The organism is Legionella oakridgensis ATCC 33761 = DSM 21215 (genome assembly GCF_000512355.1).
In the GTDB taxonomy this organism is placed as follows: Bacteria; Pseudomonadota; Gammaproteobacteria; order Legionellales; family Legionellaceae; genus Legionella_A; species Legionella_A oakridgensis.
This window is the reverse complement of sequence record NZ_CP004006.1, coordinates 2,545,237-2,569,977: the sequence shown is the minus strand read 5'-3', so window position 1 is coordinate 2,569,977 and position 24,741 is coordinate 2,545,237. Positions and strand designations below refer to the sequence as shown.

Below are 24,741 nucleotides of genomic sequence, written 5' to 3'. Positions count from 1 at the left end.
ACATTGTCTTTCGTAGATTCCCTCATTTTGAATTTTAAAGTAGTGAATTTATATTGTTCATATGTTTTCCCATGGTTTTGCGTGCTGTGAGTGTGTTTTTAATTTAATTTTGGAAAGTAGACATGTCTGTTAAAGAAACTGGCCACGTGAAGTGGTTTAATGATGATAAAGGCTATGGTTTTATCAGCCGTGATAATGGTCAAGATGATGTATTTGTTCATTTTCGTTCGATTGTCAGCTCGGCAAATCGTAAAACCCTGGTAGAAGGCCAGCGCGTAGAATTCACAGTAACTAAGGGACCGAAAGGTTTGCAAGCCGAAGAAGTATCTGCGGTTTAACTCTGTTTTTCTCCCATTTTTCCCCTTTATGCTCAAATCTGTTATGGCCATAAAGGGGAAAGTTTTATCACCTCAACGTTGATTTTATTAAAGTCTGGAATATCTTTTTGAGTTCAGTATAATGAACTTATCTTATGCTCATGCAGGATGCATCGATGATAAGATTTACCGCCTTGCTTTTCGTGAGTTTTCCACTATTTTGTAATGCATCCATTCCGGTGGAAGGCTTTTTTGATGCCAAAAAAGTTGCCCGGCGTTTATTTCTAAAAATAAAGCGACGAATCCTGATGAGTTGACCATCCAGGCAGGACAACGTTACCGTTTACGCGAAATTATTAATATACCTCCGCAATGGGTTAGAGTTGAGTTCCCTAGTGAGCGCTATGCTTTACGCTGGATTAGGACAGAGTGCGGTATTGCCCAATATGAAATAAAGCAAGAGAAGCCCTGCGATAATTCTCCTGGTATGGCTGACTCGCATGTGCTAGCGCTTAATTGGTTGCCTGGATTTTGTGAAACTTATGGCTATGAGGCAGGGAAACCGGAATGCATCAAACTTCCTGCCGATGCTTATCAAGCGCAGCACATGGTATTGCATGGTTTGTGGCCAAATAATGCTGCCTGTGGTTCCAATTACGGCTATTGTGGTGTTGAAGGGCCGAAGGCGCATTGTGATTATCCCCCTGTTATTTTAAGTAAACCTGTAGCCGATGATCTGAGCCAGTTTATGCCTAGCTATGCGTATGGCAGCTGTCTTGAGCGTCATGAGTGGAATAAGCATGGAAGTTGCCAAGTCTTATCTGCAGACCAATATTTTTCACTGGCAATGCGTTTGACGAATGAAACAAATAAAACTGCTATAGGGCAATTTCTGCAAGCACATATTGGTGATGTTGTGGAGTTATCTCAAATGAAGGAAACAATTAAAAACACATTTGGTGATGATGCTGGCGATAAAGTGTATTTAGGCTGTAAAAATGGCCGTTTAGTTGATATTTATATTAGTCTGCCAGCGCTTATTCCTGAGGGAGAATCTTTGCTGGTCTTGATACAAAAAGCATCCAATCGCAAGTATGGGTATGGTTGCCCGCAGAAAATCATCATTTCAGATTTTCATACAAACGCATGAAACATGGAGGTGTTTATTTAAAATCTTTTTGGTTTACCAAGAAGATAAGTCTCTGATAATCTTGCACAATGGTGGAACTTCCTCTAATGTACGTTGTGCATGCTAAAAAGGTGATTTGCATATTTAAAATTTATTATATCGTAACAGGACGAACGACTATGTTAAAACGGTCTTTTTTATTGATTTTATCTGCGTTATTACTCACCAGCTGTGGTCGCCATCCTGTTACGAGTTCTCCTGTGCAACAGGCTCAGCAAATCCGACCAGTTTCGACGTTTACCCGTGTTAAGGTCACAGGCAACATTAATGTGAGCTTGCATACAGGGTATTCACGACCACAGGTAATTCTGCGTGGTGACCCTCGTGATCTGGCGTTTATTGCAACGAGAGTGGTTCAGGGCACTTTATTTGTTGAGCTTTCAGGGGGGCTTCCTCATTATGGTGCTGTGCATGCGGAAATACGTGGCCGTTATTTGAATTCATTTGTTTATAAAGGGACAGGGGTTATCACCGGTACAAAACTGCGTTCGAGTCTGTTGGATATTGTCATTAACAACAAAGGCAGTACAACGCTTGGCGGTTATTTAGGGGTGCGTAGACTTGAAATTAGTGGCAACGGACAAACACAAATCAATGATATTCATAGTCAGGCTCTTAATTTAAAACTTGCAGGAGCGACTAAAGTTCGATTAAGCGGTGTTGTGAATGTTACATCGTTGAATGTGGAAGATAATGCCCAGCTGAGTTTGTATTGGGTTAAAAGTAATATACTCAAAATTCGCGGACGAGATCAGGCTTATATTCAATTAGCAGGGATTGTCGATAAACTTCTCGTGGAATTGTGTGATTCGGCGCATTTTAATGGACGCTATCTGCGTGCTAATAGAACCTTTATTAAGACTCATGATCGGTCGGTAGCAGAAATTTCCAGCGTGGATCGCCAACATACGCTTGCCAGTGATGCCAGCAATATTTATTTTTATAATATTCCGGAAATGAAAACCGATTACATGGCTTTCAATGGCTCGGTATTGGATATGCGCGATTGGAATATGCCGTTTATGCAAGAGTATAATCGCTATAATAAATAGTCGGAGAATGCATGCTGTGTATTTCATGCGCTATGGTTTATAGCGCATGGTGGGCCTGGATAATAAGTGTTAGTATGAGCATGCTCATGATGTTGCTTGAGTTATTTTGGCTTGATTGCCCTTAAGGTGGGCAATAATGGTATCAATGTCCCCATCCAAAGGAAGAACATGGGCAGAATGATTTAGCCAGTGAATATGAACATTGGGTAAGTTCGCAAAATAGTCAGCGACTAACGTTGATTGCACCACTTCATCGTATCGTCCTAAAAACAAGTCAACTGGGCAAGTTGGCGGAACAAATTGGTAATTTTGAATCAGTGAAAGTATTTCAATAATGGTTGAAATAGGAAGTTGGCGGTATGCTAATTCACTTGCACGGCTGGTGTACAGATTTCCTGCGCGGTTGCGAAGACGTCTAAAGCCCAGACCATGTAATAGGCGAGCAACGGCCAAAGCAATGGTAATTTTGAAGCGCAAGGCTAAAGCGGGTGCGAGTAGATATAAGTGATGCAAGGGAAAACGGTTGGCTAAATGACAGGCGAGTAAACCTCCTAAGGAAAGTCCCATGACGTCCACCATTTGGTAGTTTCGTAATAATTCTTCACAGGATTGTTCTGCCGCCGTAAGCCATTCAGAAGCTTGCGTTTTGGCAAAGGTTTCAATGCTGTCCGCATGCCCTGGTAATGCTGGGCAAACCACAGTATCGTACAGATTAAACAACGTGGGAAGAAGTTCACGAAATACGGCCGGAGAAGAAGAAAAACCATGCAACAAGAGTAAAGCTCGTTCTTTTTTTCCATTTTGGTGATCAATTGGAGCCAGTAAAGCCGCCTGTTGGTTGGATAACGCCTGTTGGGTTTTGCCTCGCCACATGTAACGGAAATCATCAAAATTCATAATTTGCCCTATTGATCAATTTTTGCAAAATAAGTGTAAAAATACTTAATAAAGTATTTTAATGGTATTGAAGGCGGATATACTAGTTTCATGCTCATAGTACAAGTATAAATGGTATTTCCATGAACAGGCTATTAGCATGATGATGGAGTGATGTCTATACTTGTAAGAAAGGAATAAATTTATTTGGAGATTGTTATTATGCCTGGTTCAGACGATGTAACATCACTAACCGATACAGGAGGAGGCGATCCTGCTCCAAGCATGACGGCGGTATCAGATACCGCTTCGCCACAGCCCAATCCTGCGCCCCAACCCAACCCTTCACCGCAGTTGGATGCTGCGTCACCAAGTCCTCAACCTGGCAAAAAAGCTAAAAAAGAAGAGGAAGAGGATGAAAAAAAGAGGTTAGTTTCGAAGATGAGGTCGAAAAGAAAGCGAAAAAAAGTGTTGTGGGGCAGTCAGCGGCGGAATTAAGTGGGCCTGCAGCCACGATGATGAAGATGGCAGCTAGTTTGCAAGAGACGTTTGGTGATGTGCAGGATGCATCCATGAGTGTGGTAAAGTCAGGAATGGGTGCGCTTGCTCAAAAAGCCGCGGATGCTTATCAAGCCTATAAGGCTGGTAAAGACGATGGTAAGGAGGAGACGCCGGCTAACTTGAGTCCTCCTGCTAATCCAGAAGAACCACCAGCAGGACTTTCTCAAAGCAGCACTGCTCGGATGGATGCATTGAGTGCCGAGAGTCAGCAGCCAAGCGGTCCGGATGTCTCATCTTCTGATTTAACCGATGCGGCGAGCATGGCTCCGAGATAATTATGGCGGTTGCGTTAACAGGAGTCAAAGACGTCAGTATGGTTAAATTCGAGCCCATGCTTGTTTATAATGACGGATATTGAAACATTGGAATAATTTTTAGTAAGAGGGTTGTAATTATGGATCCAGATGATATAGCAGCTCCGGAGCCGGACGCTACGGATGATACGGCTCTGGGGGCGGATGATACAGCTCCGGGGGCAGATGATACAGCTCCTCAGCAATCTGCTGCAGCAAATTCTTCCCCTGCGCAGTCAAATGCTCCTAAGCCTAAAGCAGGTGCTGATGACGATGATGAGGATGAAAAGAAGGAAGTTAAATTCGAAGATGAAGTCGAAAAGAAAGCAAAAAAAAGTGTGGTGGGAAAGTCAGCGGGGGAATTGAGTGGGGCTGCAGGCACCATGATGAAGATGGCGGCCAGTTTTCAAGAGACATTTAGCGACTTGCAGGATGCCTCCATGGGCGCGGTAAAGGCAGGGTTCGGCGCGCTTGGCCAAAAAGCCTCAGATGCTTATCAGGCTTATAAGATGAGTAAACTTCCTGACCCAACCACCGACCCCGCGTCGGCGATGACTCAAGATGGTGCCGATGAGGCAGATCAGCTTAATGCAAGCACGTCTCCTTCTGGCGGACAGCAAGAGGCGCCTCAAATGGACGAAAGCGCTACAGAAGGCCTGAGCGCTACGATGTGATAATAGGATGGAGCAACCTTTAGCGCTCCATCAATTTATGAGGCAGGCTTTCAAGTCTGCCCGCTTGGGTCACTAGCACATAATTGAGTTTTCTTTGTAATTCACTGATGGAATCAGCCCCGGCGTATGTCAAACCGGAACGCAAGCCACCAATGATATCCGCAATGATGTCATCTTGTTGAGCGCGATAAGGGACTTCCGTTGCCACCCCTTCTGCGGTTTTCCATTCATGCATTTGGCCGAGAAAATCTTCCTGGGCTTCACGTGAAGCCATGCCGCGGTAGCGTTTGACTTGCGTTCCATCGTCTTTGGTAATAATGTCGCCGGGAGTTGGCGTAGTTCCTGCCAGCATGCCACCAATCATGACAAAATCAGCACCAAAAGCCAGTGCTTTGACAATGTCGCCAGACGTACGGATACCGCCATCGGCTACAATGGAGCGATCCGTACGCGCGCACTCTTGAATGCAGGTTAGCATGGGTACCCCAAAGCCGGTTTTAATACGAGTACTGCAAACCGAGCCGCCGCCGATTCCGGCTTTAATGATGTCTGCTCCGCAGGAAGCAAGGTAATCTGCCCCAGCATAAGTGGCCACGTTGCCGGCCATGATGCAACGGCTGCCAAGCAGCTGGCGCAAGCTTTTTAAGGTTTTACCGACGTATTTGGCATGCGCATGGGCAACATCCACACAAAAATAGTTTGCTCCGGCATCGCGTAAGGCTTCTGCCCTTTCCAGTTCTGCGGCCGTACAACCAATTGAAACGAACACCTGGCCTTCACAGGCTTTGAATTCATGGATATTATCTTCAATGCTTAAGAAACGATGTAAGGCACCGATTCCACCTTTGCTGTGCATGAAATTAGCCATTTTGCTTTCAGTGATGGTATCCATGTTGGAACTAATCACTGGTAATTTCAAACACAACTTGCCCAGACGATCCGTCATGCTGATATCGACTACGCGTCTGGATTCGTGATGGTTATACGAAGGAACGAGCAGCACATCGTCAAAAGTAATGGCTTGAGTTGACATGATTTATCCTGTTTGTGGCAGTATTGGTCAAAAGCACGTACTATAAATGTTCTGCGGCATAATATGCAAGTCTTGATCGTTCTCCACGCGTTAAAGTCATATGAGCGCTGTGCTGCCAATGTTTAAATCTGTCTACGGCAAACGTCAGGCCAGAAGTGGTTTCACTTAAATAAGGCGTGTCAATTTGTTTGATGTCGCCAAGGCAAATAATTTTACTGCCGGGGCCTGCACGGGTTACCAGCGTTTTAATTTGTTTTGACGTCAGATTTTGTGCCTCATCGATGATGATAAAGCGGTTTAAGAATGTGCGGCCGCGCATGTAATTTAATGAGCGAATTTTAATTTTGCTTTGCAATAAATCCTGAGTGGCGCCGCGGCCGAAGCTGCCGCCTTCCTGAGCGCTGTGCAGTACTTCAAGGTTATCCATTAATGCTCCCATCCAGGGTGTCATTTTTTCCTCTTCAGTGCCTGGTAAAAACCCAATATCTTCTCCTACGGGAATGGTAACTCGGGTCATTATAATTTCAGTGTAACGCTTAAGATCAAGCACTTGTGTTAAACCGGCAGCAATGGTCAGCAAGGTTTTGCCAGTACCTGCTGAGCCTTGTAACGTTACAAAATCAACGTCAGGGTCAAGCAAAAGATTTAAAGCGAAATTTTGTTCGCGGTTACGGGCAGTAATTCCCCATACGGCATGATTGTTTTGCGTATAGTCGCGAGCAATTTGTACAATCGCATGGGAATGTTCGACTTGCCTGACGATGGCTTGAAACTGATTGTCTTCTGTGCTTAGGCAATCATTGGGATTCCATTGACTGATTAAAGGACCATGGATCCGGTAAAATGTATTTCCGCTTTCCTGCCACGCTTCCATATCTTTGGCGTGAGCATCCCAGAAATTATTTTCCAGAATATGAAGACCACTATGCAGCAGATTGACATCATCCAGTACTCGGTCATTGTAGTAATCTTCGGCATGTATGCCAAGGATGCCGGCCTTGATCCGTAAATTGATGTCTTTGGAGATGATAATCACTTTTTTATCACGGTGTTTTTTTTGCAAGCCAAGGGCTGTAGCCAATAAGGTATTGTCGACTTTATGGCCGGGCAGGGATGTGGGTCGCAATGGTTCAAAATCATCGGTCTGAAAGAATAGTCGTCCGCTGCTTTTCACCTGCTCTACGGCCAGATAATTGGGGATAGGAAGTCCTTCTACAATTTGCTGATGACTGGCATTGCTCATCAATTCCACCAGCATGCGGTTAGTCTGACGAACGTTGCGGGCCACTTCGGAAAGACCGGTTTTGTGATTATCCAGCTCTTCCAATACAACCATGGGCAGATAAACATCATGCTCTTCAAAACGGAAAATGGCAGTTGGGTCATGCATCAAGATATTGGTGTCAAGTACGAAGAGTTTTGTTTCTTTATTGGTCTGTTCCATGCGTCTACCCTTGTCAACAAGATGATTCATTTTGATGAGACGAAAGGCTGGCGTCAAGTAGATGTGTGTGTGCGTCTGGATAAAATCATGCTTTGACCATCCGTAAATAGCCGCTATTGGTTCAGGAATATTATTATTAAATCCGAGTATGGACACGACTCGTTGAGTTCGCATCAAATAATATGATTTTGCGTTGGTGGTAGGCAAAGTTGTGTAAATAGACCCTAATGATCAGCCATGTAAAGATCGCAGGGCATTCAATACGTCGTCAACATGTCCTTTGACTTTAACTCCACGCCAAATGTGGCATAATTTACCGGTTGGGTCGAAAAGGAATGTACTGCGTTCGATTCCTCGTACCTGTTTGCCGTACATGGATTTCATTTTAATAACGTCAAATGCCTGGCAAAGCGTTTCTTCAGTATCACTAATCAGTTCAAAAGGAAATGCCTGTTTGGTTTTGAACTGCTCATGGGATTTCAAACTGTCGCGTGAAATGCCAAAGATGATTGCATTTAAGGATTGAAATGCTTGATATTGATCGCGAAAATCTTGTCCTTCTATGGTGCATCCGGGGGTAGAATCTTTGGGATAAAAATAAAGAATCAACCATTGACCATGATAATCACTAAGATTGGCCTGCAAGCTGCTGGTGGCTTTAATTGGGCAAGAAGGAAGTGCGTCGCCTAAATTCATTGGAAAATTCTCCCTGGACAACTGCGTATAATAGCAGGAACATGGTATCCTAGGCAATTGACAGGGGAACATCATACTTTTTTGTATCATTTCCGCTTGTACGGGAATGACAAAATTTTAATCAATGTATGCAGGCGTTTGTTGATCAAAATGGTATGATCTTACCCTGAGTTAATTTAAGTCATTATAGTTAGGTGTTGCATGGTGGCCAATAAACAACAAAGCGCTACGATTGTGGCCAATAAAAAGGCGCGCTTCGATTATTTTATTGAAGATGAATACGAAGCGGGTCTGGTGCTTGAGGGTTGGGAAATAAAAAGCTTGCGTGCCGGTAAAGTGAACCTTTCTGACGCACATGTGATTATTAAATATGGGGAAGCATGGTTGCTGGGGGCCCAAATTCAGCCATTACCTACAGCATCTACCCATATTCATGCTGATCCTGTGCGTACTCGCAAATTGTTATTGAATCGGCGTGAGTTGAACCAATTAATTGGCAGTGTAGAACGTCAAGGGTATACCTTGGTGCCCTTGTCCATGTATTGGAAGAAAAATTTAATTAAAATAAAAATTGCTCTGGCAAAAGGTAAAAAGACGCATGATAAGAGAGATACCATGAAAGAAAGGGATTGGCAGCGAGATCGTGCTCGCATCATGAAAACTACAAAAAATAATTAAGAGGAACGAGTATGTGCGGAATAATGGGCGCGGTTTCACACCGGGAAAGCAGCAAAATATTACTGGAGGGTTTGCGTAGGCTCGAATATCGTGGTTATGACTCAGCAGGCATTGCGGTCATCGACGGTGATTTTCAATTAAAACGTTTAAGAATCCAGGGTAAGGTGCAAACTCTCATTGATGCAATGCGGGAGACAGCGATTGCTGGTAATACCGGAATTGCTCATACCCGGTGGGCTACACATGGCAAGCCCTGCGAACAAAATGCTCATCCTCATATGTCACATGGAGAAATTGCAGTGGTGCATAATGGCATCATTGAAAATCATGATGAACTGCGTCGTTACTTGCAGGAGCTTGGTTATGAATTCACTTCTGAAACAGATACCGAAGTGGCTGCTCATCTTATCCATCACCACTTCCAGCAATACCAGTCTCTGTTAACGGCAGTGCAAGCCAGTGCTGCGCAAATGACGGGTGCTTTTGCACTTGGAGTTATTCATCAACGTTTTCCCCAAGAGCTGGTGGCTATCCGTAAAGGAAGTCCATTAGTGGTTGGCGTTGGTATAGATGAACATTTTATTGCTTCGGATGCATTGGCTTTGCGCTCTTTTGCACAATCGGTGGTTTATTTGGAAGAAGGTGACAGTGCCCGATTGTCGGCAACAAAACTGGAATTGTTTGATGCTCATAATCAGCCTGTACAACGTCAAGTCCAGGTTTTAAATGAGGATTCGCTTGCCGTTAGCAAAGGCCCATATCGACACTTCATGCTTAAAGAAATCTTTGAGCAAAGCAAAGTGCTTGCTGATACTCTGGAAGGACGTATTTCAAGTTTACCTGTGCTTAAAGCCAGTTTCGGCGAACGAGCTGTCAACGTTTTTAATGATGTTAAACAAATTCATATTGTTGCTTGTGGCACCAGTTACCATGCCGGCTTAATTGCCCGGTATTGGCTGGAATCCTTGACAGGATTGCCAACGCAAGTGGAGATAGCCAGTGAATATCGTTATCGTGATGTGGTTGTGGGGGATAAAACATTATTTATTACGGTATCGCAATCTGGAGAAACAGCAGACACCTTGGCAGCACTCCATAAAGCCAAAGCAATGAATTATTTGGCGACATTTGCTATTTGTAATGTTGCTACCAGTTCTTTGGTGCGTGAATCTGATTTTGTTTTTCTGACACGAGCTGGCGTAGAAATTGGCGTGGCTTCAACCAAAGCATTTACCACGCAATTAGCCGCTTTTTTAATGTTGGCTGCAGCCCTTTGCCGCGATGCTCGCGGTTTGGAAGTCTTGGCCCAATTGCAGCAATTACCTGTTTGTTGTGGGCGTACCTTAAAAATGAATGAGGATATTGCCTCGCTGTCTGCTTTGTTTATTAACAAAGCGCATGCTTTATTTTTGGGACGTGGCGTGCAATACCCCGTAGCGCTTGAAGGTGCATTAAAATTGAAGGAAATTTCTTATATTCATGCCGAAGCTTATCCTGCCGGGGAATTAAAGCATGGACCATTGGCGCTGGTTGACAAGGATATGCCTGTGGTAGCAGTGGCTCCAAATGATGAACTGCTTGATAAATTGAAATCGAATTTACATGAAGTCAGTGCCCGCGGTGGACAATTAATTGTCTTTGTTGACGATTCGCAATCTTGGGCAGCGAATGGGGCGCGTCTCATTAAAGTGCCTGCCTGTGGGCAGTGGGTAGCTCCAATTATTTATACGCTGCCTTTGCAGCTTTTGGCTTATCATGTGGCGGTGATGAAAGGGACGGATGTGGATCAACCGCGTAATTTGGCAAAGTCGGTTACTGTAGAATAAGATGCAGTTTCACGGATGATAAGTATATAATATGCCAACTTTTGTGTGGGTATTATCTTGATTTTTAATTTTTCCTATCGTTTCAATGAAATTGCAAATGCATAGGTAACATTAAAACAATCACGGCAGCATGTGCTGATTGCAGGATGTCGAAATTTTGTTAACATTTTCAGCCGCGAAAGCCATGACAATGGGCTTAAGATTAGATTTTTATAGAAGTTTTACGGGGAAATAAATGACTCAACAAAGGTTGACGACAGCGGCAGTTATTGCTCAAGAGATCAAAGCCAACGTTGCACAAGTAGAAGCAGCTATTCGTTTGCTGGATGAAGGGGCAACGGTGCCCTTTATTGCACGGTATCGCAAAGAAGCAACTCAGGGACTCAATGATAACCAGTTGCGTTTGCTTGCTGAGCGTTTGCACTATCTGCGCGAATTGGATGAGCGGCGGACTCATATCCTGCAAAGCATACGTGAGCAAGAAAAACTAACCTTTGAGCTGGAACAAGCCATTCTCACTGCGGATACAAAAACACGTTTGGAAGATTTGTATCTTCCTTACCGACCAAAACGTCGCACTAAAGCGCATATTGCTAAAGAGGCTGGTTTGGAGCCTTTAGCAATTGCGTTATGGCAAGATTCGTCTCTTATTCCAGAAACGTATGCCGCCCAATTTATCAATGCAGAAGCAAGTGTGCCCGATGTTGAAGCCGCTTTGGAAGGAGCCCGGCAAATTTTGATGGAAAGATTTGCCGAAGATGCCGATCTCATTGATGAACTTCGTCAATATTTATGGCTCCATGGAGTTTTGCAAGCCAAAGGGGTGGAAGATAAGAAGGCGGCCGGTAATAAGTACGCGGATTATTTCGATTACGCTGAACCGATAAAAAAAATTCCTTCCCACCGAGCATTGGCTTTATTTCGTGGACGACGCGAAGGTGTTTTACAGTTGGCACTGACTTTACCAAATGAGCCGGAGTATGGTGAGAAACGAATGAGTGCTTACTTTAATATCGCGTCACAAGGACAGACCGCGGATTGGCTGAAAGAAACGGTGCGCTTGACTTGGAAAATTAAATTATTCACCAAGTTGGAATTGGAACTCCTTGCCCGGATTCGTGAATTAGCTGATGAAGAGGCAATCAAGGTATTTGCCTCTAATTTGCGGGATCTTTTGTTAGCTGCACCAGCGGGTCCAAAAACAACCATGGGATTGGATCCTGGCATTCGTACTGGAGTAAAAACAGTGGTGGTGGATGAAACCGGTAAATTATTGGACTATGCAACGGTGTTTCCTTTTGCTCCACAGAATGAATGGCATGAAGCCATAGCCACGTTGGCTAAATTAGCGGCCAAACATCAAGTTAAGCTTATCAGCATTGGGAATGGGACTGCTTCGCGTGAAACGGAGCGTTTAGTGACGGATATGATTAAAATGTATCCGGATTTAAAGTTAAATAAAGTCATGGTGAGTGAAGCAGGAGCATCGGTTTATTCAGCGTCTGAGTTAGCTGCCGATGAGTTTCCCGATCTGGATGTAACCTTGCGTGGGGCTGTTTCCATTGCCAGACGATTGCAAGATCCTTTGGCTGAATTGGTAAAAATTGAGCCTAAATCCATTGGGGTGGGACAGTATCAACACGATGTTAATCAAGCTCGGCTAGCGCGTTGTCTTGAGGCGGTGGTGGAAGATTGTGTGAACGCCGTGGGTGTCGATGTAAATACTGCTTCCGCATCCTTATTGACCCGAGTGTCTGGATTTAATGAGTCATTGGCTAAGAATTTAGTACAATACCGTAATGAGCATGGCAGCTTTCAAAACCGCGAACAGCTAAAAAGCATCGCACGGATGGGAGAAAAAACATTTCAGCAGTCGGCTGGATTCCTGCGAATTATGGATGGAGATAATCCCTTAGATGCGTCGGCTGTACATCCAGAGGCCTATCCTTTGGTGCAGAAAATACTAATAAATAAACAGATTGATATTTGCCATTTAGTAGGTAACCAGGAATTATTACAAAGCGTAAATGCCGCAGATTACGTGGATGAGCAATTTGGTTTACCAACCATCTATGATGTTTTGAAGGAACTGGAAAAACCGGGTCGGGACCCAAGGCCAGAGTTTAAAACCGCCCATTTTAAAGAAGGCGTTGAAGACATCAGTCATTTACAGGAAGGAATGATTCTGGAAGGTGTTGTAAGCAATGTTACTAATTTTGGTGCTTTTGTGGATATTGGTGTGCACCAGGATGGCTTAGTCCATATTTCCGCGATGACATCGCGGTTTATCACGGATCCTCGCACTATTGTCAAAGCGGGCGATATCATTACTGTAAAAGTGGTAGAAGTGGATAAAGAGCGCCGGCGTATTGGCTTGAGTATGAAATTAAATGAGGAAAAAGCTGTTGCGCAGAGAAAACCGGAAAAATCCGAGAATTTGAAAAAAACCGCGGCTCTCAAACCCAAAACCCCAATTAAAAAAGCGGAAAAACCACAAAAGGCTCCCTTAAGTAAAAACCACTCTTTAACACCGCCATGGCGGATGCTTTGGCAAAATTGAAGCGAGGGTCTGAATGATGGAAACTCCTCGAGGTGAAATTACCATTCAAACATTGGCCATGCCGGCAGATACCAATGCCAATGGTGATATTTTTGGCGGTTGGTTAGTGTCACAGATGGATCTTGCTGCCGGGGTATTGGCCAAGAAACTGGCGCATGGTCGTGTTGCAACGGTAGCGATTCATTCAATGACTTTTCTTAGGCCGGTGCATGTTGGGGATGTCGTCAGTTGTCATGTTGAACTCATCAAACGTGGTAAAACCTCTATGACCATCGCCGTAGAAGTTTGGACTGAGATGCTTGCAACCGGTGAAAAATATCGAGTCACTGAGGGAACATTTGTTTTCGTCGCGATTGATGAGCATGGGCGTCCACGTGCGGTGCCTGTTCCGGAATGACTGATAATACAAACAGCTTGGAACGCTGGATAAATGATATTGCGATGTTGATTGAGCAAAGTAAACATCTTGATCCAGAACACTATGCTCATTTTTTACAAGAACCCGAACTGGCATTGCAATTAGTTGATTTAATCGATGCATTGGATGAAGCCGCAGCAGAAGATGATCGTGCTTATTACTCAGCATGTATTTTTGCCTTGGAAATTTGTATTGCGCAATTACAGTCTGCGATTGAAGCCGATAATAAACTGGCCGCTAAGCGTTTAAAAGAACTCATGAGCCACATGGCGGCAGCGATTGATGCAGGGAAGCATTCACTCAGCTTCTGGCTGCCTGCCCTGAATGCTTTTTATGAAGTACACGTGGAACTCTCTGAGGAGCTAAAAGCTGCTTATTTTAATTTGGCCAATGAAGACGATGCCTTAGCACCGGAAGATACCATTTCGCATTTAAACTCCATTCGTGATTTGATCGAGGAGTTGTCTGATCTCAGTGTGTTCGATATTGCTGAGAATTTTTTTGCGCAAAGTTATGCGATGCCTGCTGATTTTTTTGCAGATTTGGTCATCGACCTTTACAGCATTCAGGAAGGTCAGGATATTGCTCTATTGCATTTGTTGCACCCTAAAGAAGAAGTGCGCGCCATGGTGGTGGCAACTTTGGAGGTGATAATCGATAAAATTACCTTAAATTCAATGTCTCTTTCTCGCTTGCAAGCCATAAAACACTGGTATCCTCCTTCTTATCATGAGCAATTTGATCGTTGGATAAAAAACAACGTAAAAAGGGGTCTTGTTTCCAGGAGGAAGTAGTAAAAACCCTATATGGAAATTAAGGCGAGTGAAGTAGATGGTAGCGGTGCCCAAGGCATTTTTATTCATTTTAGGAAAAATCGCAAACACCAACTGTGTGGCTTATTATTTAAACAGGATACTGGCATTAAAGATGCCTGGATCACACCGGTCATTTCTGCTGCGGATGTAACGCGTTATTATGATGACTCATTTGATGGCAGTGTGTTGCTGCGCGCGGTGGATATACCCTATCTGGAGCTATTCGCAAACCATTTTCTGGCATTGACCATCGAGCATGGTAACATGCCTGATTTACATTTGTTGGAAATGCAAGAAGTGCTTGGCTTGCAATTTATCCCTTGTAAATTGGATGTTGCTCATGTTTTGGAACAGTTAACCGTGCAACTTAGTCCTTTTACACCGGAGCGCATGCGGGAAGCATTCAACCGTTCAAAATCATGGTCAAAGGATAAGCAATTTACAGAATCATGGTTTGTGGAAAATGCGCAAATTGATCGGTTAGTGAATCGGCATTGCAGCTACGTTGATGGTGTAAAAGTGTGTCAGTTTGATAAAGCCATGGCCGCTGTTTTTGCTGATGAAATGGAGCTGCATCGTGAGCGCTGGATATTTCATTTTTTATGGGTTTCCTTATGGTTAAAACCCAAGGCAAGAAAAAATGAACAAACGTGGCAAGATTGTCTTTTCATTGCTTATGGTATTCATAATGGATTACCATTGGATTCTATACCAATCATGAAAGCAATTTGTCATCAATCCGTTGTGAATAGTATTGAAACCATGCAGGAACGGCGTACTTATCTCACAGGAGAATCATAAAACCAAAATCCTGTAACGGGGAGATGGGCTTGTTGAAGCGCAGGTGGCAAAGGTTTTAAGCCGTTGGTATTTTTGAATATCCTAATCCATGCGCTCTAATAATTCACGGGCATGGGAGCGGGTTTGTTCTGTGATAGTCAATCCACCAAGCATGCGGGCAAGCTCTTCAATTTTTTCATGGTTGGTCAATTTCTTAATGGAAGAAAAAGTTTGTCCATGCGCAATATATTTCTCTACAATAAAATGGTGGTGGGCAGAAGAAGCAACCTGCGGCTGATGCGTGACGCAAAATAGTTGCAATCGTTCGCCCAGATTACGCAATAACTGACCCACCAGGGCTGCCGTTGCTCCTCCAATACCAACATCGACTTCGTCAAATAAAAGCGTTGGAGTAGCACCACGTTGTGCTGTGATCATATGGATTGCAAGACTTATACGGGAGAGTTCTCCTCCTGATGCAATTTTTGCGAGGCTATCTGGGATCATGCCTGGATTTGTACAAACCTTATATTCCACTTTATCTAGACCATGTGACTGCATTTTATCCAGCGGACTTAATTCAATTTGAATAAATCCTTGTGGCATGCCAAGTTGCCGAATGGTCTGGCTGATTTCTTCAGCGAGCTTTTCAGCATAAAGGCGCCTGGATTGTCTTAATGCAAGTGCGGCTTGTTCATACATTGCTAATTGTTGCTGATATTGCTGTTGTTGCTTGTGGAGTTCTTGTTCTGCATTTTGTAAGGTGTCCAGTTCTTTTTGCAAGCGGAGGTGGTGTGTTAATAATTGACTGGCTTCCACGTGATGCTTCCGCGCTGCTTGATGAAGAAGGCTAATCCGTTCTTCCACCTGCTGCAGACGTTCCGGATCAAGCTGTACTTGTGCCGAAAATCTGTGCATTTCATCCAAAGCTTCTTCGCATTGAATGAGAGCACTGTTTACCAGTTCACAGGCATTTTTTATACAAGCATGGTCTTGAGGCAAGGAAGCCAATAATTGCAAAATGTAATTTAAAGATCGGGTGATGTTTGGTTGTTCATCTGCATTGAGTCGTTCGGTAATCTGCTGTGTACGCTCGAGATAATCTTTTGCATGATGCAGCAATTGGTGCTCTTCATGCAACTTTTGCATTTCATCGTGTTCTAAGTTCAGGTGGGTTAGTTCATCAATTTGGTACTGAAGCAATGCCACACGTTCGTTGCTTGTATTTTCAAGGTTCAGTTGTTGTAGTTGTTGATACGTATGCTGGCATTGCCGATAGGCTTGCTCAACTGCCTGCAATAAATCAGCATGACCGGCAAATTGATCTAATTGTTGGCGATGGGTCGCGTGTTGGAGCAGAGACTGGTGCTGATGTTGGCCATGAATGTCTACCAGAAGTCCGCTGAGTTCTTTGAGTTTTTGCAGAGGAAAAGGTTGGCCATTGATGTAGGATTTGGAGCGACCTTCGGCATATATAATTCGACGTAAATAAAGAACGCCATCTTCGGCAGTAGCGTCATGTGCATGCAACCAATGCGCCGGCAGTGAATTTTCATCATAATGAAAACAGGCATTGATATCACATTTTTCTGCGCCTGGTCGAATGACTGAGGCATCAGCACGTTCTCCCAGCGCGAGCATTAAAGCATCAATCATGATCGATTTACCGGCGCCGGTTTCACCGGTGAATGCAGTCATGCCTTGACTGAAATCCAATTCCAGTTGCGAAACAATCGCAAAATTTTCAATACGTAAGGAGGTGAGCATCATTTATCCTTGGGATTTTGTTCCCCATCCTAATTTGATACGTAAAGTATCATAATAATGATATTCCAATGGATGCAACAATCTTAATTGTTGGGCATTTTTTTCAATGGTGACGATTTGTCCTGGTTTAACCGCATAAGACTCGTGTCCATCGCAACTGATTTGCAAGTTATTTTCATTACTTTCACTAATTTTTAATTCAATGAATGCTTGCCCATCTGTCACCAAAGGACGCGTGCTTAAACTGTGGGAAAACATGGGCACCATGACCATGGCATTAAGATGGGGGTGCATAATCGGACCACCTGCTGACAAGGCATAAGCGGTGGAGCCTGTTGGTGTGGCAAGAATTAAGCCATCCGCACGATAGTGACTGACAAATTGCTGATTAATATAAACGTCAAATTCAATTAAATGGGTTTCTTTTCCGCGACTCAGAACGACATCATTTAAGGCATCGCCTTGAAAATAAGTATTTTCATCATCCTGAATTCGTGTTTGCAGTAAAAAACGGCGTTCTTCTAAATATTCTCCATTTAATACTTTGGTTAATTGGGTTTCAATATCCTGGGGTGAAATGTCGGTTAAAAAGCCTAAGCGTCCACGGTTGATACCAATCACCGGGGCATTGACTTTGATAGCCATGCGAGCAGCTGATAACAAACTTCCATCTCCACCAACCACAATGATTAAATCTTGTTTTTCTCCCATTTCTTCACGGGCAAGGATGGACAGTTTAAGTTTAAAACTTGCGGCGGTGTCTGTATCTTGATAAACCTCAACGTGCAGGGGGGTTAAATAATCTATGAGTCGATGTAAGGTTTCATTGACGTTCTGATTAGCGCGGTGTTGGCGTGCGTATAAGATAACCCGTTTAAATTTCTGTTTGAGCATGCATTAATCCGTCCATATAATTTCCCATTTTAAATGGAGTTTTTGCTGTTGCCTTCTTTTATAAAAGGAGGAAGGATTTTCTGTGGATCAATAAGAACGTTCAAAATCCTTCCTAATCCCCTTTTGCATGGGGGAAATTAAAAAGCAAAGGCCAGAAAATTCTTAGTCCTCATTATTTGCAGCCCTTGCTGTACGCTTACGCTCATGTTCTTTTAATTCTTTTTTACGCAAGCGAATGGATTGTGGGGTCACTTCAACCAACTCATCCTCGTCAATGAATTCTAACGCTTGTTCCAGTGAAAACTTAACGGGTGGCGTCAGGATAATATTTTCATCACTGCCAGCAGCGCGGATGTTGGTTAATTGTTTTTCTTTGGTAACATTAACGACCAAGTCATTATCCCGAGCGTGAATGCCAACGATCATGCCTTCATAGCAAACCGTTTGTGGTTCAATGAATAAGCGTCCCCGCTCTTGGAGATTAAACAAGGCAAATGCACGCGCCGTACCTTGACAGTTGGCTATGAGCACCCCGTTGTTGCGTTTACCAATTCGTCCACGGATGGCTGGACCGTAATGATCGTAAACATGATACATGAGACCTGTCCCGGACGTGCTGGATAAAAATTCTGTATGGAAACCAATCAATCCGCGAGTGGGGATCAGGTAATCCAATCGTACGCGCCCTTTGCCGTCGGGCAGCATATTTTGTAATTCGCCGCGACGTTCACCCAATTTTTCCATGATGCTGCCTTGATGGCTTTCTTCAACATCCACGGTCAATCGCTCATAAGGTTCAAGCAATTCGTCTTGTTGTTCGCGTAAAATGACTTCCGGTTTGGAAATGGCCAATTCATAACCTTCACGCCGCATATTTTCAATAAGGATGGATAAATGCAGCTCGCCTCGACCCGACACACGGAATTTATCTGGATCTTCAGTATCTTCAACGCGTAAAGCAACATTATGCAGTAACTCAGTTTGCAGTCTTTCGCGCAATTTTCTGCTGGTAACAAACTTTCCTTCTTGTCCAGCAAAAGGAGAGTCATTAACCTGAAAGGTCATACTTATCGTGGGTTCATCAACGGTGAGTGGAGTCATGGCTTCAACATGCGCCGGATCACAAATGGTATCGGATATATTTAATTCAGCAATACCGGTTATGGCGATGATATCCCCAGCGCTTGCTTGTTCAATTTCAATGCGCTCAAGACCTTTAAATCCTAAAAGTTGCAGTAAACGTCCACTGCGCACCTCGCCATGTTTATCAATGATTTTAATAGGTGATTTGGCTTTAATTTGTCCGCGGCTCACTCGACCAATGCCAATGGTTCCTACGTAGGAAGAATAGTCCAGTGAGCTGATTTGCATTTGAAAAGGGCCTTGTTCATCAACGTCGGGCGGATTTACTTTATCGATGATGGTTTGCAATAAGGGTTGCATATCTTCGTGATTATCTTCTAAATTGAGTTTTGCATAACCATGAAGCGCAGAGGCATAAATCACAGGGAAATCCAGTTGTTTATCACTTGCTCCAAGATTATCAAATAAATCAAACACTTGGTCCATAACCCAATGAGGTCTGGCACCTGGCCGGTCAATTTTATTAATAACGACGATTGGATTTAATCCACGCGCAAAAGCTTTTTGAGTCACAAAGCGAGTCTGAGGCATGGGGCCATCTACAGCATCCACCAGCAGCAACACACTGTCAACCATCGATAATATGCGTTCAACTTCGCCGCCGAAGTCGGCGTGCCCTGGGGTATCAACAATGTTAATTTGATAGCCTTGCCAATGAACGCAAGTGTTTTTAGCTAAAATAGTAATGCCGCGTTCTTTTTCCAAGGCGTTGGAATCCATGAGGCGTTCAACCATAGGAGCGCGTTCATTCAAAGTGCCTGTCTGTTGTAATAATTTATCAACGAGGGTGGTTTTGCCATGATCAACATGCGCGATGATGGCAATATTACGGATTTTTTCTATCATAGGAACCTTAATATAATTACATACTGCTGGTACAACTGTTTTTAAACGTTCTTCTTGGAAACACTCTTTTTGAGGCAGGAGGAGATTTTTAAAATCCTTTTGCCTTTTATAAAAAAGAGAAAATGAAGAAACACATTAAAAATCGTTATACCCGTGTGGACAAATTGTTTTTGTATATGTATTTACCATTATACAATAGGCCTGCTTCTTTTGTAATAAAAACCCTTTCATGTGGCACAAGCTTTGCTACACTAATAATAAGCCATATGAAAAAAAGGTGGATAATTATGAAAAAATTAATTCTGCATCCCACCGACACTAGCCAATGGCATGCTTTAGTGAATGAGGCTCAAGCATCCACTCGCCTGGTACTTAATGAAAACACTGAAAGTTATTTGGTATTTTTATTGATGCGTTTTTCTCAAGCCACGCAATTACTCGAATCCGTTCTTGCACTTGATTTCCTCGAATCCATGCGTTTACCGGGCAGACGCCAGGTTGAATTACTTCGTGATGTCGGTGATAAAAGCTTGTTGCTTTGCGGACTTTTCCCCGGTATGGCAATGAGGCGCCATGTCAGCCTTGATTATTTCAGTGATATGGGGCAAGCCGCGTACATGACGGTTGGTGAATTGCAGGATAGTGAATCAGCTGCTTTGTATTTTCAGTTAAGTGCGCAATTTATGACGCTAAAGCAAATTTTGCAGGCCATGCGTGGTAATTATTTACACATTGCTGATGCTCATGACAGCATATTGGCAGCGATTGATTTGCCGATGCAGTGAAAGGCCTTAATAAATTGTTAATCTTTTAATCTTATAATGACCTGACATTTTAAAATTAATTAGGCACGATGATGTGCCTAATGGAAATTTTTCAAATCAAGGCCTGACATGCGAGCATTTACTCATCTTTGTGAAAAAGTCAATATCAGTTTATTTAACGATACCATTACCTTGTATCCTAAAAAACGGTGGCAAATCCATGCAACTCGCATCTTTCTTTGGGCTTCCTGTGTTTGTAGAGCTTGATTGTTACTACGCTGAAGTGACGAATTTTGTAGAAGAGCAATTTCAAATGATTGAATACACTCATGGGGCCACACAGTTAGGTGTCCGCCGTTTTATTCATCGAGAAGATGCTGATCATGACCAATACCACCAAGATGCGTTTGATCGCGATGAAACGCATATGCATGCACAATTTCGAGCGCCGATTGATGAGGCAAAATTTCGTCAGGTCCTGACGGTGTTTGTTGACCGCAACATTATATCAGCAGAAGAAAAAGCACGTTGTCTGGAAGCGTACCATCAAGCCAACGTTATGGCAGATCCTGCAAAACAAAAATTTATGGATCAATTGCTTATCTTACACACGAAAGCAAGCGAACTTGAACATAAGGCTGAAAAAGATCATGCTACTTACGGGTTAGCGGCTCGTAGCGCCAGAGCGTTGCATACAGCCCTTAGCGATGCATTGGAAGTCTATCGACGTAATGAAAATGCTGTAACCTATCAAGCATTTAAACGTACCTGCGACGATGCGATTAGGACGGCACGACCGGAGTTGGAAAAACATCGGGATTACAATTACATTTTGGCCAATATTGGGCTTGCTGTTCTGGGTCTGGGCGTGGGTTATCTTGCTGCGGGGTTGATCAATTTGGCAGTGAATGGCCGGTTTTTATTTTTCAGCGAAACCAATTCCATAAGCAAAGTCAATGAGCTGGAAAAACGTTTGGATGCTATTCCAATTCCGGCAATCTAGATCGGATGATGTCAGAGTACTTATTTCCCTATTGACGAAAGAGCATGGTGATATCAATGGCATCAAACGCGTAACGTTTGTTGCAAAAATCACAGTTAATTTCCACGTTGCCTTTTTCGGCTAGCAGCTGTTTGAGATCTTCTTCTCCTAAAATTTTAAGTACTTCTTTCATTTTTTCGGTGCTGCAGCGGCAGTGGAATTGTATGGCTCGTGCCGGATATAAGCGCAATTCGGTTTCATGATACAAACGATGTAAAATGGTGGGATTATCTAAAGTAAGTAATTCTTTTTCAGTGATGGTTTGCCCAAGTTGAACAGCATATTCCCAAAACTGTTCACGTTGCAAGGTGTCTTGTCCCGGCATTAATTGCAGCAACATGCCGGCAGCTTGATGGTCATCTGCGGCCAGCCAAACGCGCGTGGATACTTGTTCTGATTGGGCAAAATAATGCATGAGATTTTCACTCATTGAGATAGAGCGAATAGGTACCACACTTTGATACGCTTGTGTTTGTTGGTATTGATTAATAGTGAGCACCATTTTTCCCTGTAAAAAGGCTTCATGGTAATCGATGGCATGTTTATTTTCTTGATATTTGGCAAAGGCCCGCACCTGCAGTTGATGATTGCATTGGACGATAAGTAACGACAGACGTTGGTCTCCATGAAATTGCAGGCTTACTTCCCCTTCAAATTTAATGCTGGCCGTCAATAAAATGCAGGAAACTAGCGCTTCACCCAAAAGGTTTTTAACCTGAGGGGGATAATGATGTTGATTCATGATGGTTTTGTAAGTTTCTTGCAGATGAACAATTTCGCCGCGAATGCTGGCGTGTTCAAAGAGGAAGCGTTGGAGGGTATCGGTTTCGTTCATGGGGCAATTTGCTCATTAAAAAATGCGATTCTAGCACACTTTCTTTGCTCCCTAGGTGTCATTCTGGAAAAAGTGGAAGTAACTTCACAGACCCCTTGCACACGGCTTTTTTCGGGATGATAGTAAACGACGTTTTCCCTATCTTTTTTACGTGGCATAATGGCCTTTTTTTGTACGAGTATTATATGCTTAATCCGCAACAAATGGCGGCGGTTAAATACATCGATGGACCTTTACTGGTGCTTGCTGGTGCGGGCAGTGGTAAAACTCGGGTGATTACCCAAAAAATTGCCTATTTGATTGAACAGTGTGGCTATGCTGCCCAGAGCGTCTATGCGGTTACTTTCACCAATAAAGCGGCTAATGAAATGCGTGAGCGTGTTGCATCCACGTTACCTCCAGCCACTCGTCGTGGCCTGAATGTGGCAACGTTTCATACGTTAGGATTAACGATTATTAAACGGGAAGTTGGCCGTTGTGGTCTTAAACGAGGATTTAGTATTTTCGATCAGGAAGATTGCTTGCAAATGCTGCGTAACTTGCTTCCTGCCTCAAGGGCCAATCAACGTGAAGATTTATTGCGTATACAACAGCAAATATCTCGTTGGAAAAATGAATTATTGGCGCCAGAGGAAGTGCAATTACGAGGAAGCGAAGAAGCATTAATCGTTGAGGCAGCAGCGCTTTATCCACAGTATCAACAATTATTGCGAGCCTACAATGCGGTTGATTTTGATGACTTGATTCGCTTGCCAGTTTTGCTACTGACACAACAGGCGGATAGTCGGGAACGTTGGCAAAATAAGATTCGTCATTTATTGATTGATGAGTATCAAGACTCTAATACGTCCCAATATGCGTTGGTAAAATTATTAGCCGGTGAACGAGCACGTTTTACGGTGGTGGGGGATGATGATCAATCCATTTATGCCTGGCGAGGTGCCCGGCCTGAAAATTTAGAGCAGTTGCAAAAAGATTATCCACAGTTAAAACTCATCAAACTTGAGCAAAATTACCGCTCAACCATACGCATTTTAAATGCGGCAAATCATTTGATTGCCAATAATTCCCACTTGTTTACCAAAAAATTATGGAGTGAGCTGGGGTATGGCGACTTAATTCGTGTTTTGTGTTGCAAGGATGAGCAGGATGAAGCGGAACAAATCATTGCTGATCTTATCAGCCATAAGTTGCGTACGGGGAAGTCTTATGGGGATTATGCCATTTTATATCGAGGTAATCATCAATCCCGGATATTTGAAAAAGTATTGCGTCACCATGGTATTCCATATCGCCTCAGTGGTGGTCAGTCCTGGTTTGCTCGCACCGAGATTAAAGATGTGTTTGCCTATCTTAAGCTGTTAAGCAATGAATTGGATGATGCTGCTTTTTTACGAGTGATTAATACGCCTAAGCGCGGCATAGGGGAGGCAACGCTTTCGGCATTGGGCCACTACGCGCAAGCGAGAGAACAAAGCCTTTATGCCTGTTGTGATCATTTAGCGTTATCCGAATATCTGGATGATAAACCGCGCGCTGCCTTGCAGAATTTCAAGCAATGGTTGGAGTCCATTCGCTTGCGCTGCCGGCAAGGTTCTGTTGCTGCAGTTTTGCGGGAAATGGTTGAAGATAGTGGTTACGAAGCTTATGTGTATGAGCAATGTGATACTCCCATAAAAGCACAAAAAAAAATGGATAATGTGTGGGAGTTGCTTGAATGGGTAGAGCGCCTGTTAAATAAAGAACCGGATGGTCATTTGACGGATGTCATCAATAAGCTGATTTTAATCGATATCCTGGAACAAGCGGACGAATATGACAGTAATACCCTGCAATTGATGACGTTGCATGCTTCCAAGGGATTGGAGTTTCCTTATGTTTATTTGGTAGGCATGGAAGAGGAGTTATTGCCTCATCGCGTCAGTATTGATGAAGAGCAAATAGAAGAAGAGCGCCGATTGGCGTATGTTGGCATCACGCGCGCGCAAAAGGGATTATGCATTTCCCTTGCAAAGCAAAGACGTCGAGGGGGGGAGTTGCAGGATTGCCTTCCCAGCCGTTTTTTGGATGAATTACCGCAAGACAGCCTGGAGTGGTTTGGGCGTGCCGGTGATCGTAATGAAGCCAAATCTAAAGCTTTGGCAAAATCGCATCTGGCAGGAATAAAGAGTTTGCTCGCCGAGTCTTAATCTTTGGGGTATGATGCCCCGGAGAACGTTTTACTGTAACCTGGTTAAC

At 43.5% G+C, this 24,741-nt stretch carries 21 protein-coding genes and 2 pseudogenes; 15 read left to right on the top strand and 8 right to left on the bottom strand.

Annotated features, from left to right (window positions below):
• Positions 1-122 precede the first annotated feature (122 nt).
• The 4 genes from LOA_RS12470 (at position 123) to LOA_RS12460 (ending at position 2,558) form a co-directional block, all read left to right on the top strand.
• The gene (locus tag LOA_RS12470; protein ID WP_025386625.1) at positions 123-338 is read left to right on the top strand and encodes a cold-shock protein; all 216 of its coding nucleotides are present in this window, start codon (positions 123-125) and stop codon (positions 336-338) included.
• 155 nt (positions 339-493) lie between these two features.
• Positions 494-634: a hypothetical protein gene (locus tag LOA_RS15635; protein ID WP_238551265.1), complete on the top strand. Its 141-nt coding sequence runs from the start codon at positions 494-496 to the stop codon at positions 632-634.
• Complete coding sequence (locus LOA_RS12465) at positions 631-1,467, top strand: ribonuclease T2 family protein (protein WP_238551264.1); 837 nt, start codon at positions 631-633, stop codon at positions 1,465-1,467. Before LOA_RS15635 ends, LOA_RS12465 begins: the two co-directional genes overlap by 4 nt.
• 158 nt (positions 1,468-1,625) lie before the next feature.
• Positions 1,626-2,558, top strand: a complete 933-nt coding sequence (locus LOA_RS12460) for a GIN domain-containing protein (RefSeq protein WP_025386624.1) — start codon at positions 1,626-1,628, stop codon at positions 2,556-2,558.
• A gap of 84 nt (positions 2,559-2,642) precedes the next feature.
• On the opposite strand, the gene LOA_RS12455 is transcribed toward LOA_RS12460, so the two are convergent.
• Positions 2,643-3,455, bottom strand: coding sequence for an alpha/beta hydrolase (locus LOA_RS12455; protein ID WP_025386623.1), 813 nt, complete (start codon positions 3,453-3,455; stop codon positions 2,643-2,645).
• Between the two features lie 201 nt (positions 3,456-3,656).
• Here LOA_RS12455 and LOA_RS12450 point away from each other — a divergent pair, with 201 nt between their 5' ends.
• From LOA_RS12450 to LOA_RS12440, 3 genes are all read left to right on the top strand, one after another.
• Positions 3,657-3,932 (top strand): hypothetical protein, encoded by a 276-nt coding sequence (locus LOA_RS12450; protein ID WP_025386622.1) that lies wholly within the window; start codon positions 3,657-3,659, stop codon positions 3,930-3,932.
• Complete coding sequence (locus LOA_RS12445; RefSeq protein WP_025386621.1) at positions 3,908-4,270, top strand: hypothetical protein; 363 nt, start codon at positions 3,908-3,910, stop codon at positions 4,268-4,270. The genes LOA_RS12450 and LOA_RS12445 overlap by 25 nt, the downstream gene beginning before the upstream one ends.
• A 119-nt stretch (positions 4,271-4,389) precedes the next feature.
• Entirely contained in the window at positions 4,390-4,962 is a 573-nt protein-coding gene (locus LOA_RS12440) for a hypothetical protein (protein WP_025386620.1), read from the top strand.
• Positions 4,963-4,981: 19 nt separating this feature from the next.
• On the opposite strand, the gene LOA_RS12435 is transcribed toward LOA_RS12440, so the two are convergent.
• The 3 genes from LOA_RS12435 to LOA_RS12425 form a co-directional block, all read right to left on the bottom strand.
• Positions 4,982-5,995, bottom strand: coding sequence for a guanosine monophosphate reductase (locus LOA_RS12435; protein ID WP_025386619.1), 1,014 nt, complete (start codon positions 5,993-5,995; stop codon positions 4,982-4,984).
• 40 nt (positions 5,996-6,035) lie between these two features.
• Positions 6,036-7,439, bottom strand: coding sequence for a PhoH family protein (locus LOA_RS12430; RefSeq protein WP_025386618.1), 1,404 nt, complete (start codon positions 7,437-7,439; stop codon positions 6,036-6,038).
• 231 nt (positions 7,440-7,670) lie between these two features.
• Positions 7,671-8,135: a peroxiredoxin gene (locus tag LOA_RS12425; protein ID WP_025386617.1), complete on the bottom strand. Its 465-nt coding sequence runs from the start codon at positions 8,133-8,135 to the stop codon at positions 7,671-7,673.
• Positions 8,136-8,336: 201 nt separating this feature from the next.
• Here LOA_RS12425 and smpB point away from each other — a divergent pair, with 201 nt between their 5' ends.
• From smpB to LOA_RS12400, 5 genes and pseudogenes are all read left to right on the top strand, one after another.
• Positions 8,337-8,813 (top strand): SsrA-binding protein SmpB, encoded by a 477-nt coding sequence (gene smpB, locus LOA_RS12420; RefSeq protein ID WP_025386616.1) that lies wholly within the window; start codon positions 8,337-8,339, stop codon positions 8,811-8,813.
• 11 nt (positions 8,814-8,824) lie between these two features.
• Positions 8,825-10,639, top strand: a complete 1,815-nt coding sequence (gene glmS, locus LOA_RS12415; RefSeq protein WP_025386615.1) for a glutamine--fructose-6-phosphate transaminase (isomerizing) — start codon at positions 8,825-8,827, stop codon at positions 10,637-10,639.
• Between the two features lie 235 nt (positions 10,640-10,874).
• Positions 10,875-13,216: pseudogene (locus tag LOA_RS12410) on the top strand (Tex family protein).
• Positions 13,216-13,596 (top strand): acyl-CoA thioester hydrolase YciA, encoded by a 381-nt coding sequence (gene yciA / locus LOA_RS12405; RefSeq protein WP_118996703.1) that lies wholly within the window; start codon positions 13,216-13,218, stop codon positions 13,594-13,596. Before LOA_RS12410 ends, yciA begins: the two are co-directional and overlap by 1 nt.
• Positions 13,593-15,233, top strand: a pseudogene (locus LOA_RS12400) (hypothetical protein). Before yciA ends, LOA_RS12400 begins: the two are co-directional and overlap by 4 nt.
• Positions 15,234-15,314: 81 nt before the next feature.
• On the opposite strand, the gene recN reads toward LOA_RS12400, so the two are convergent.
• The 3 genes from recN to typA all read right to left on the bottom strand — a co-directional run bounded on the left by recN (position 15,315) and on the right by typA (position 19,862).
• Complete coding sequence (recN, locus tag LOA_RS12395) at positions 15,315-16,979, bottom strand: DNA repair protein RecN (protein ID WP_025386613.1); 1,665 nt, start codon at positions 16,977-16,979, stop codon at positions 15,315-15,317.
• Positions 16,980-16,982: 3 nt separating this feature from the next.
• A complete protein-coding gene (locus tag LOA_RS12390) occupies positions 16,983-17,873 on the bottom strand; it encodes an NAD(+) kinase (protein ID WP_025386612.1) in 891 nt (296 codons plus the stop codon).
• Between the two features lie 162 nt (positions 17,874-18,035).
• A complete protein-coding gene (gene typA / locus LOA_RS12385) occupies positions 18,036-19,862 on the bottom strand; it encodes a translational GTPase TypA (protein ID WP_025386611.1) in 1,827 nt (608 codons plus the stop codon).
• Between the two features lie 287 nt (positions 19,863-20,149).
• On the opposite strand from typA, the gene LOA_RS12380 reads away from it, so the two are divergent.
• Complete coding sequence (locus LOA_RS12380; protein ID WP_025386610.1) at positions 20,150-20,647, top strand: hypothetical protein; 498 nt, start codon at positions 20,150-20,152, stop codon at positions 20,645-20,647.
• A gap of 199 nt (positions 20,648-20,846) precedes the next feature.
• On the top strand, positions 20,847-21,629 hold the full coding sequence (locus LOA_RS13930) for a hypothetical protein (protein ID WP_148294909.1): 783 nt from the start codon (positions 20,847-20,849) through the stop codon (positions 21,627-21,629).
• Between the two features lie 28 nt (positions 21,630-21,657).
• Here LOA_RS13930 and hslO read toward each other — a convergent pair whose 3' ends face one another.
• Complete coding sequence (hslO, locus tag LOA_RS12370; RefSeq protein ID WP_025386609.1) at positions 21,658-22,503, bottom strand: Hsp33 family molecular chaperone HslO; 846 nt, start codon at positions 22,501-22,503, stop codon at positions 21,658-21,660.
• A gap of 185 nt (positions 22,504-22,688) precedes the next feature.
• On the opposite strand from hslO, the gene LOA_RS12365 reads away from it, so the two are divergent.
• Positions 22,689-24,692, top strand: a complete 2,004-nt coding sequence (locus LOA_RS12365) for a UvrD-helicase domain-containing protein (protein ID WP_025386608.1) — start codon at positions 22,689-22,691, stop codon at positions 24,690-24,692.
• The last annotated feature ends 49 nt before the right edge of the window (positions 24,693-24,741 follow it).

Excerpts from the sequence above, each read along its gene's own strand:
- recN (WP_025386613.1), bottom strand. The coding sequence starts at position 16,979 with ATGCTCACCTCCTTACGTATTGAAAATTTTGCGATTGTTTCGCAACTG.
- LOA_RS12435 (WP_025386619.1), bottom strand. The coding sequence starts at position 5,995 with ATGTCAACTCAAGCCATTACTTTTGACGATGTGCTGCTCGTTCCTTCG.
- hslO (WP_025386609.1), bottom strand. The coding sequence starts at position 22,503 with ATGAACGAAACCGATACCCTCCAACGCTTCCTCTTTGAACACGCCAGC.
- LOA_RS12390 (WP_025386612.1), bottom strand. The coding sequence starts at position 17,873 with ATGCTCAAACAGAAATTTAAACGGGTTATCTTATACGCACGCCAACAC.
- glmS (WP_025386615.1), top strand. The coding sequence starts at position 8,825 with ATGTGCGGAATAATGGGCGCGGTTTCACACCGGGAAAGCAGCAAAATA.
- LOA_RS13930 (WP_148294909.1), top strand. The coding sequence starts at position 20,847 with ATGCAACTCGCATCTTTCTTTGGGCTTCCTGTGTTTGTAGAGCTTGAT.
- LOA_RS12470 (WP_025386625.1), top strand. The coding sequence starts at position 123 with ATGTCTGTTAAAGAAACTGGCCACGTGAAGTGGTTTAATGATGATAAA.
- LOA_RS12425 (WP_025386617.1), bottom strand. The coding sequence starts at position 8,135 with ATGAATTTAGGCGACGCACTTCCTTCTTGCCCAATTAAAGCCACCAGC.
- typA (WP_025386611.1), bottom strand. The coding sequence starts at position 19,862 with ATGATAGAAAAAATCCGTAATATTGCCATCATCGCGCATGTTGATCAT.
- LOA_RS15635 (WP_238551265.1), top strand. The coding sequence starts at position 494 with ATGATAAGATTTACCGCCTTGCTTTTCGTGAGTTTTCCACTATTTTGT.
- LOA_RS12450 (WP_025386622.1), top strand. The coding sequence starts at position 3,657 with ATGCCTGGTTCAGACGATGTAACATCACTAACCGATACAGGAGGAGGC.
- yciA (WP_118996703.1), top strand. The coding sequence starts at position 13,216 with ATGGAAACTCCTCGAGGTGAAATTACCATTCAAACATTGGCCATGCCG.
- LOA_RS12440 (WP_025386620.1), top strand. The coding sequence starts at position 4,390 with ATGGATCCAGATGATATAGCAGCTCCGGAGCCGGACGCTACGGATGAT.
- LOA_RS12365 (WP_025386608.1), top strand. The coding sequence starts at position 22,689 with ATGCTTAATCCGCAACAAATGGCGGCGGTTAAATACATCGATGGACCT.
- smpB (WP_025386616.1), top strand. The coding sequence starts at position 8,337 with ATGGTGGCCAATAAACAACAAAGCGCTACGATTGTGGCCAATAAAAAG.
- LOA_RS12430 (WP_025386618.1), bottom strand. The coding sequence starts at position 7,439 with ATGGAACAGACCAATAAAGAAACAAAACTCTTCGTACTTGACACCAAT.
- LOA_RS12455 (WP_025386623.1), bottom strand. The coding sequence starts at position 3,455 with ATGAATTTTGATGATTTCCGTTACATGTGGCGAGGCAAAACCCAACAG.
- LOA_RS12380 (WP_025386610.1), top strand. The coding sequence starts at position 20,150 with ATGAAAAAATTAATTCTGCATCCCACCGACACTAGCCAATGGCATGCT.
- LOA_RS12460 (WP_025386624.1), top strand. The coding sequence starts at position 1,626 with ATGTTAAAACGGTCTTTTTTATTGATTTTATCTGCGTTATTACTCACC.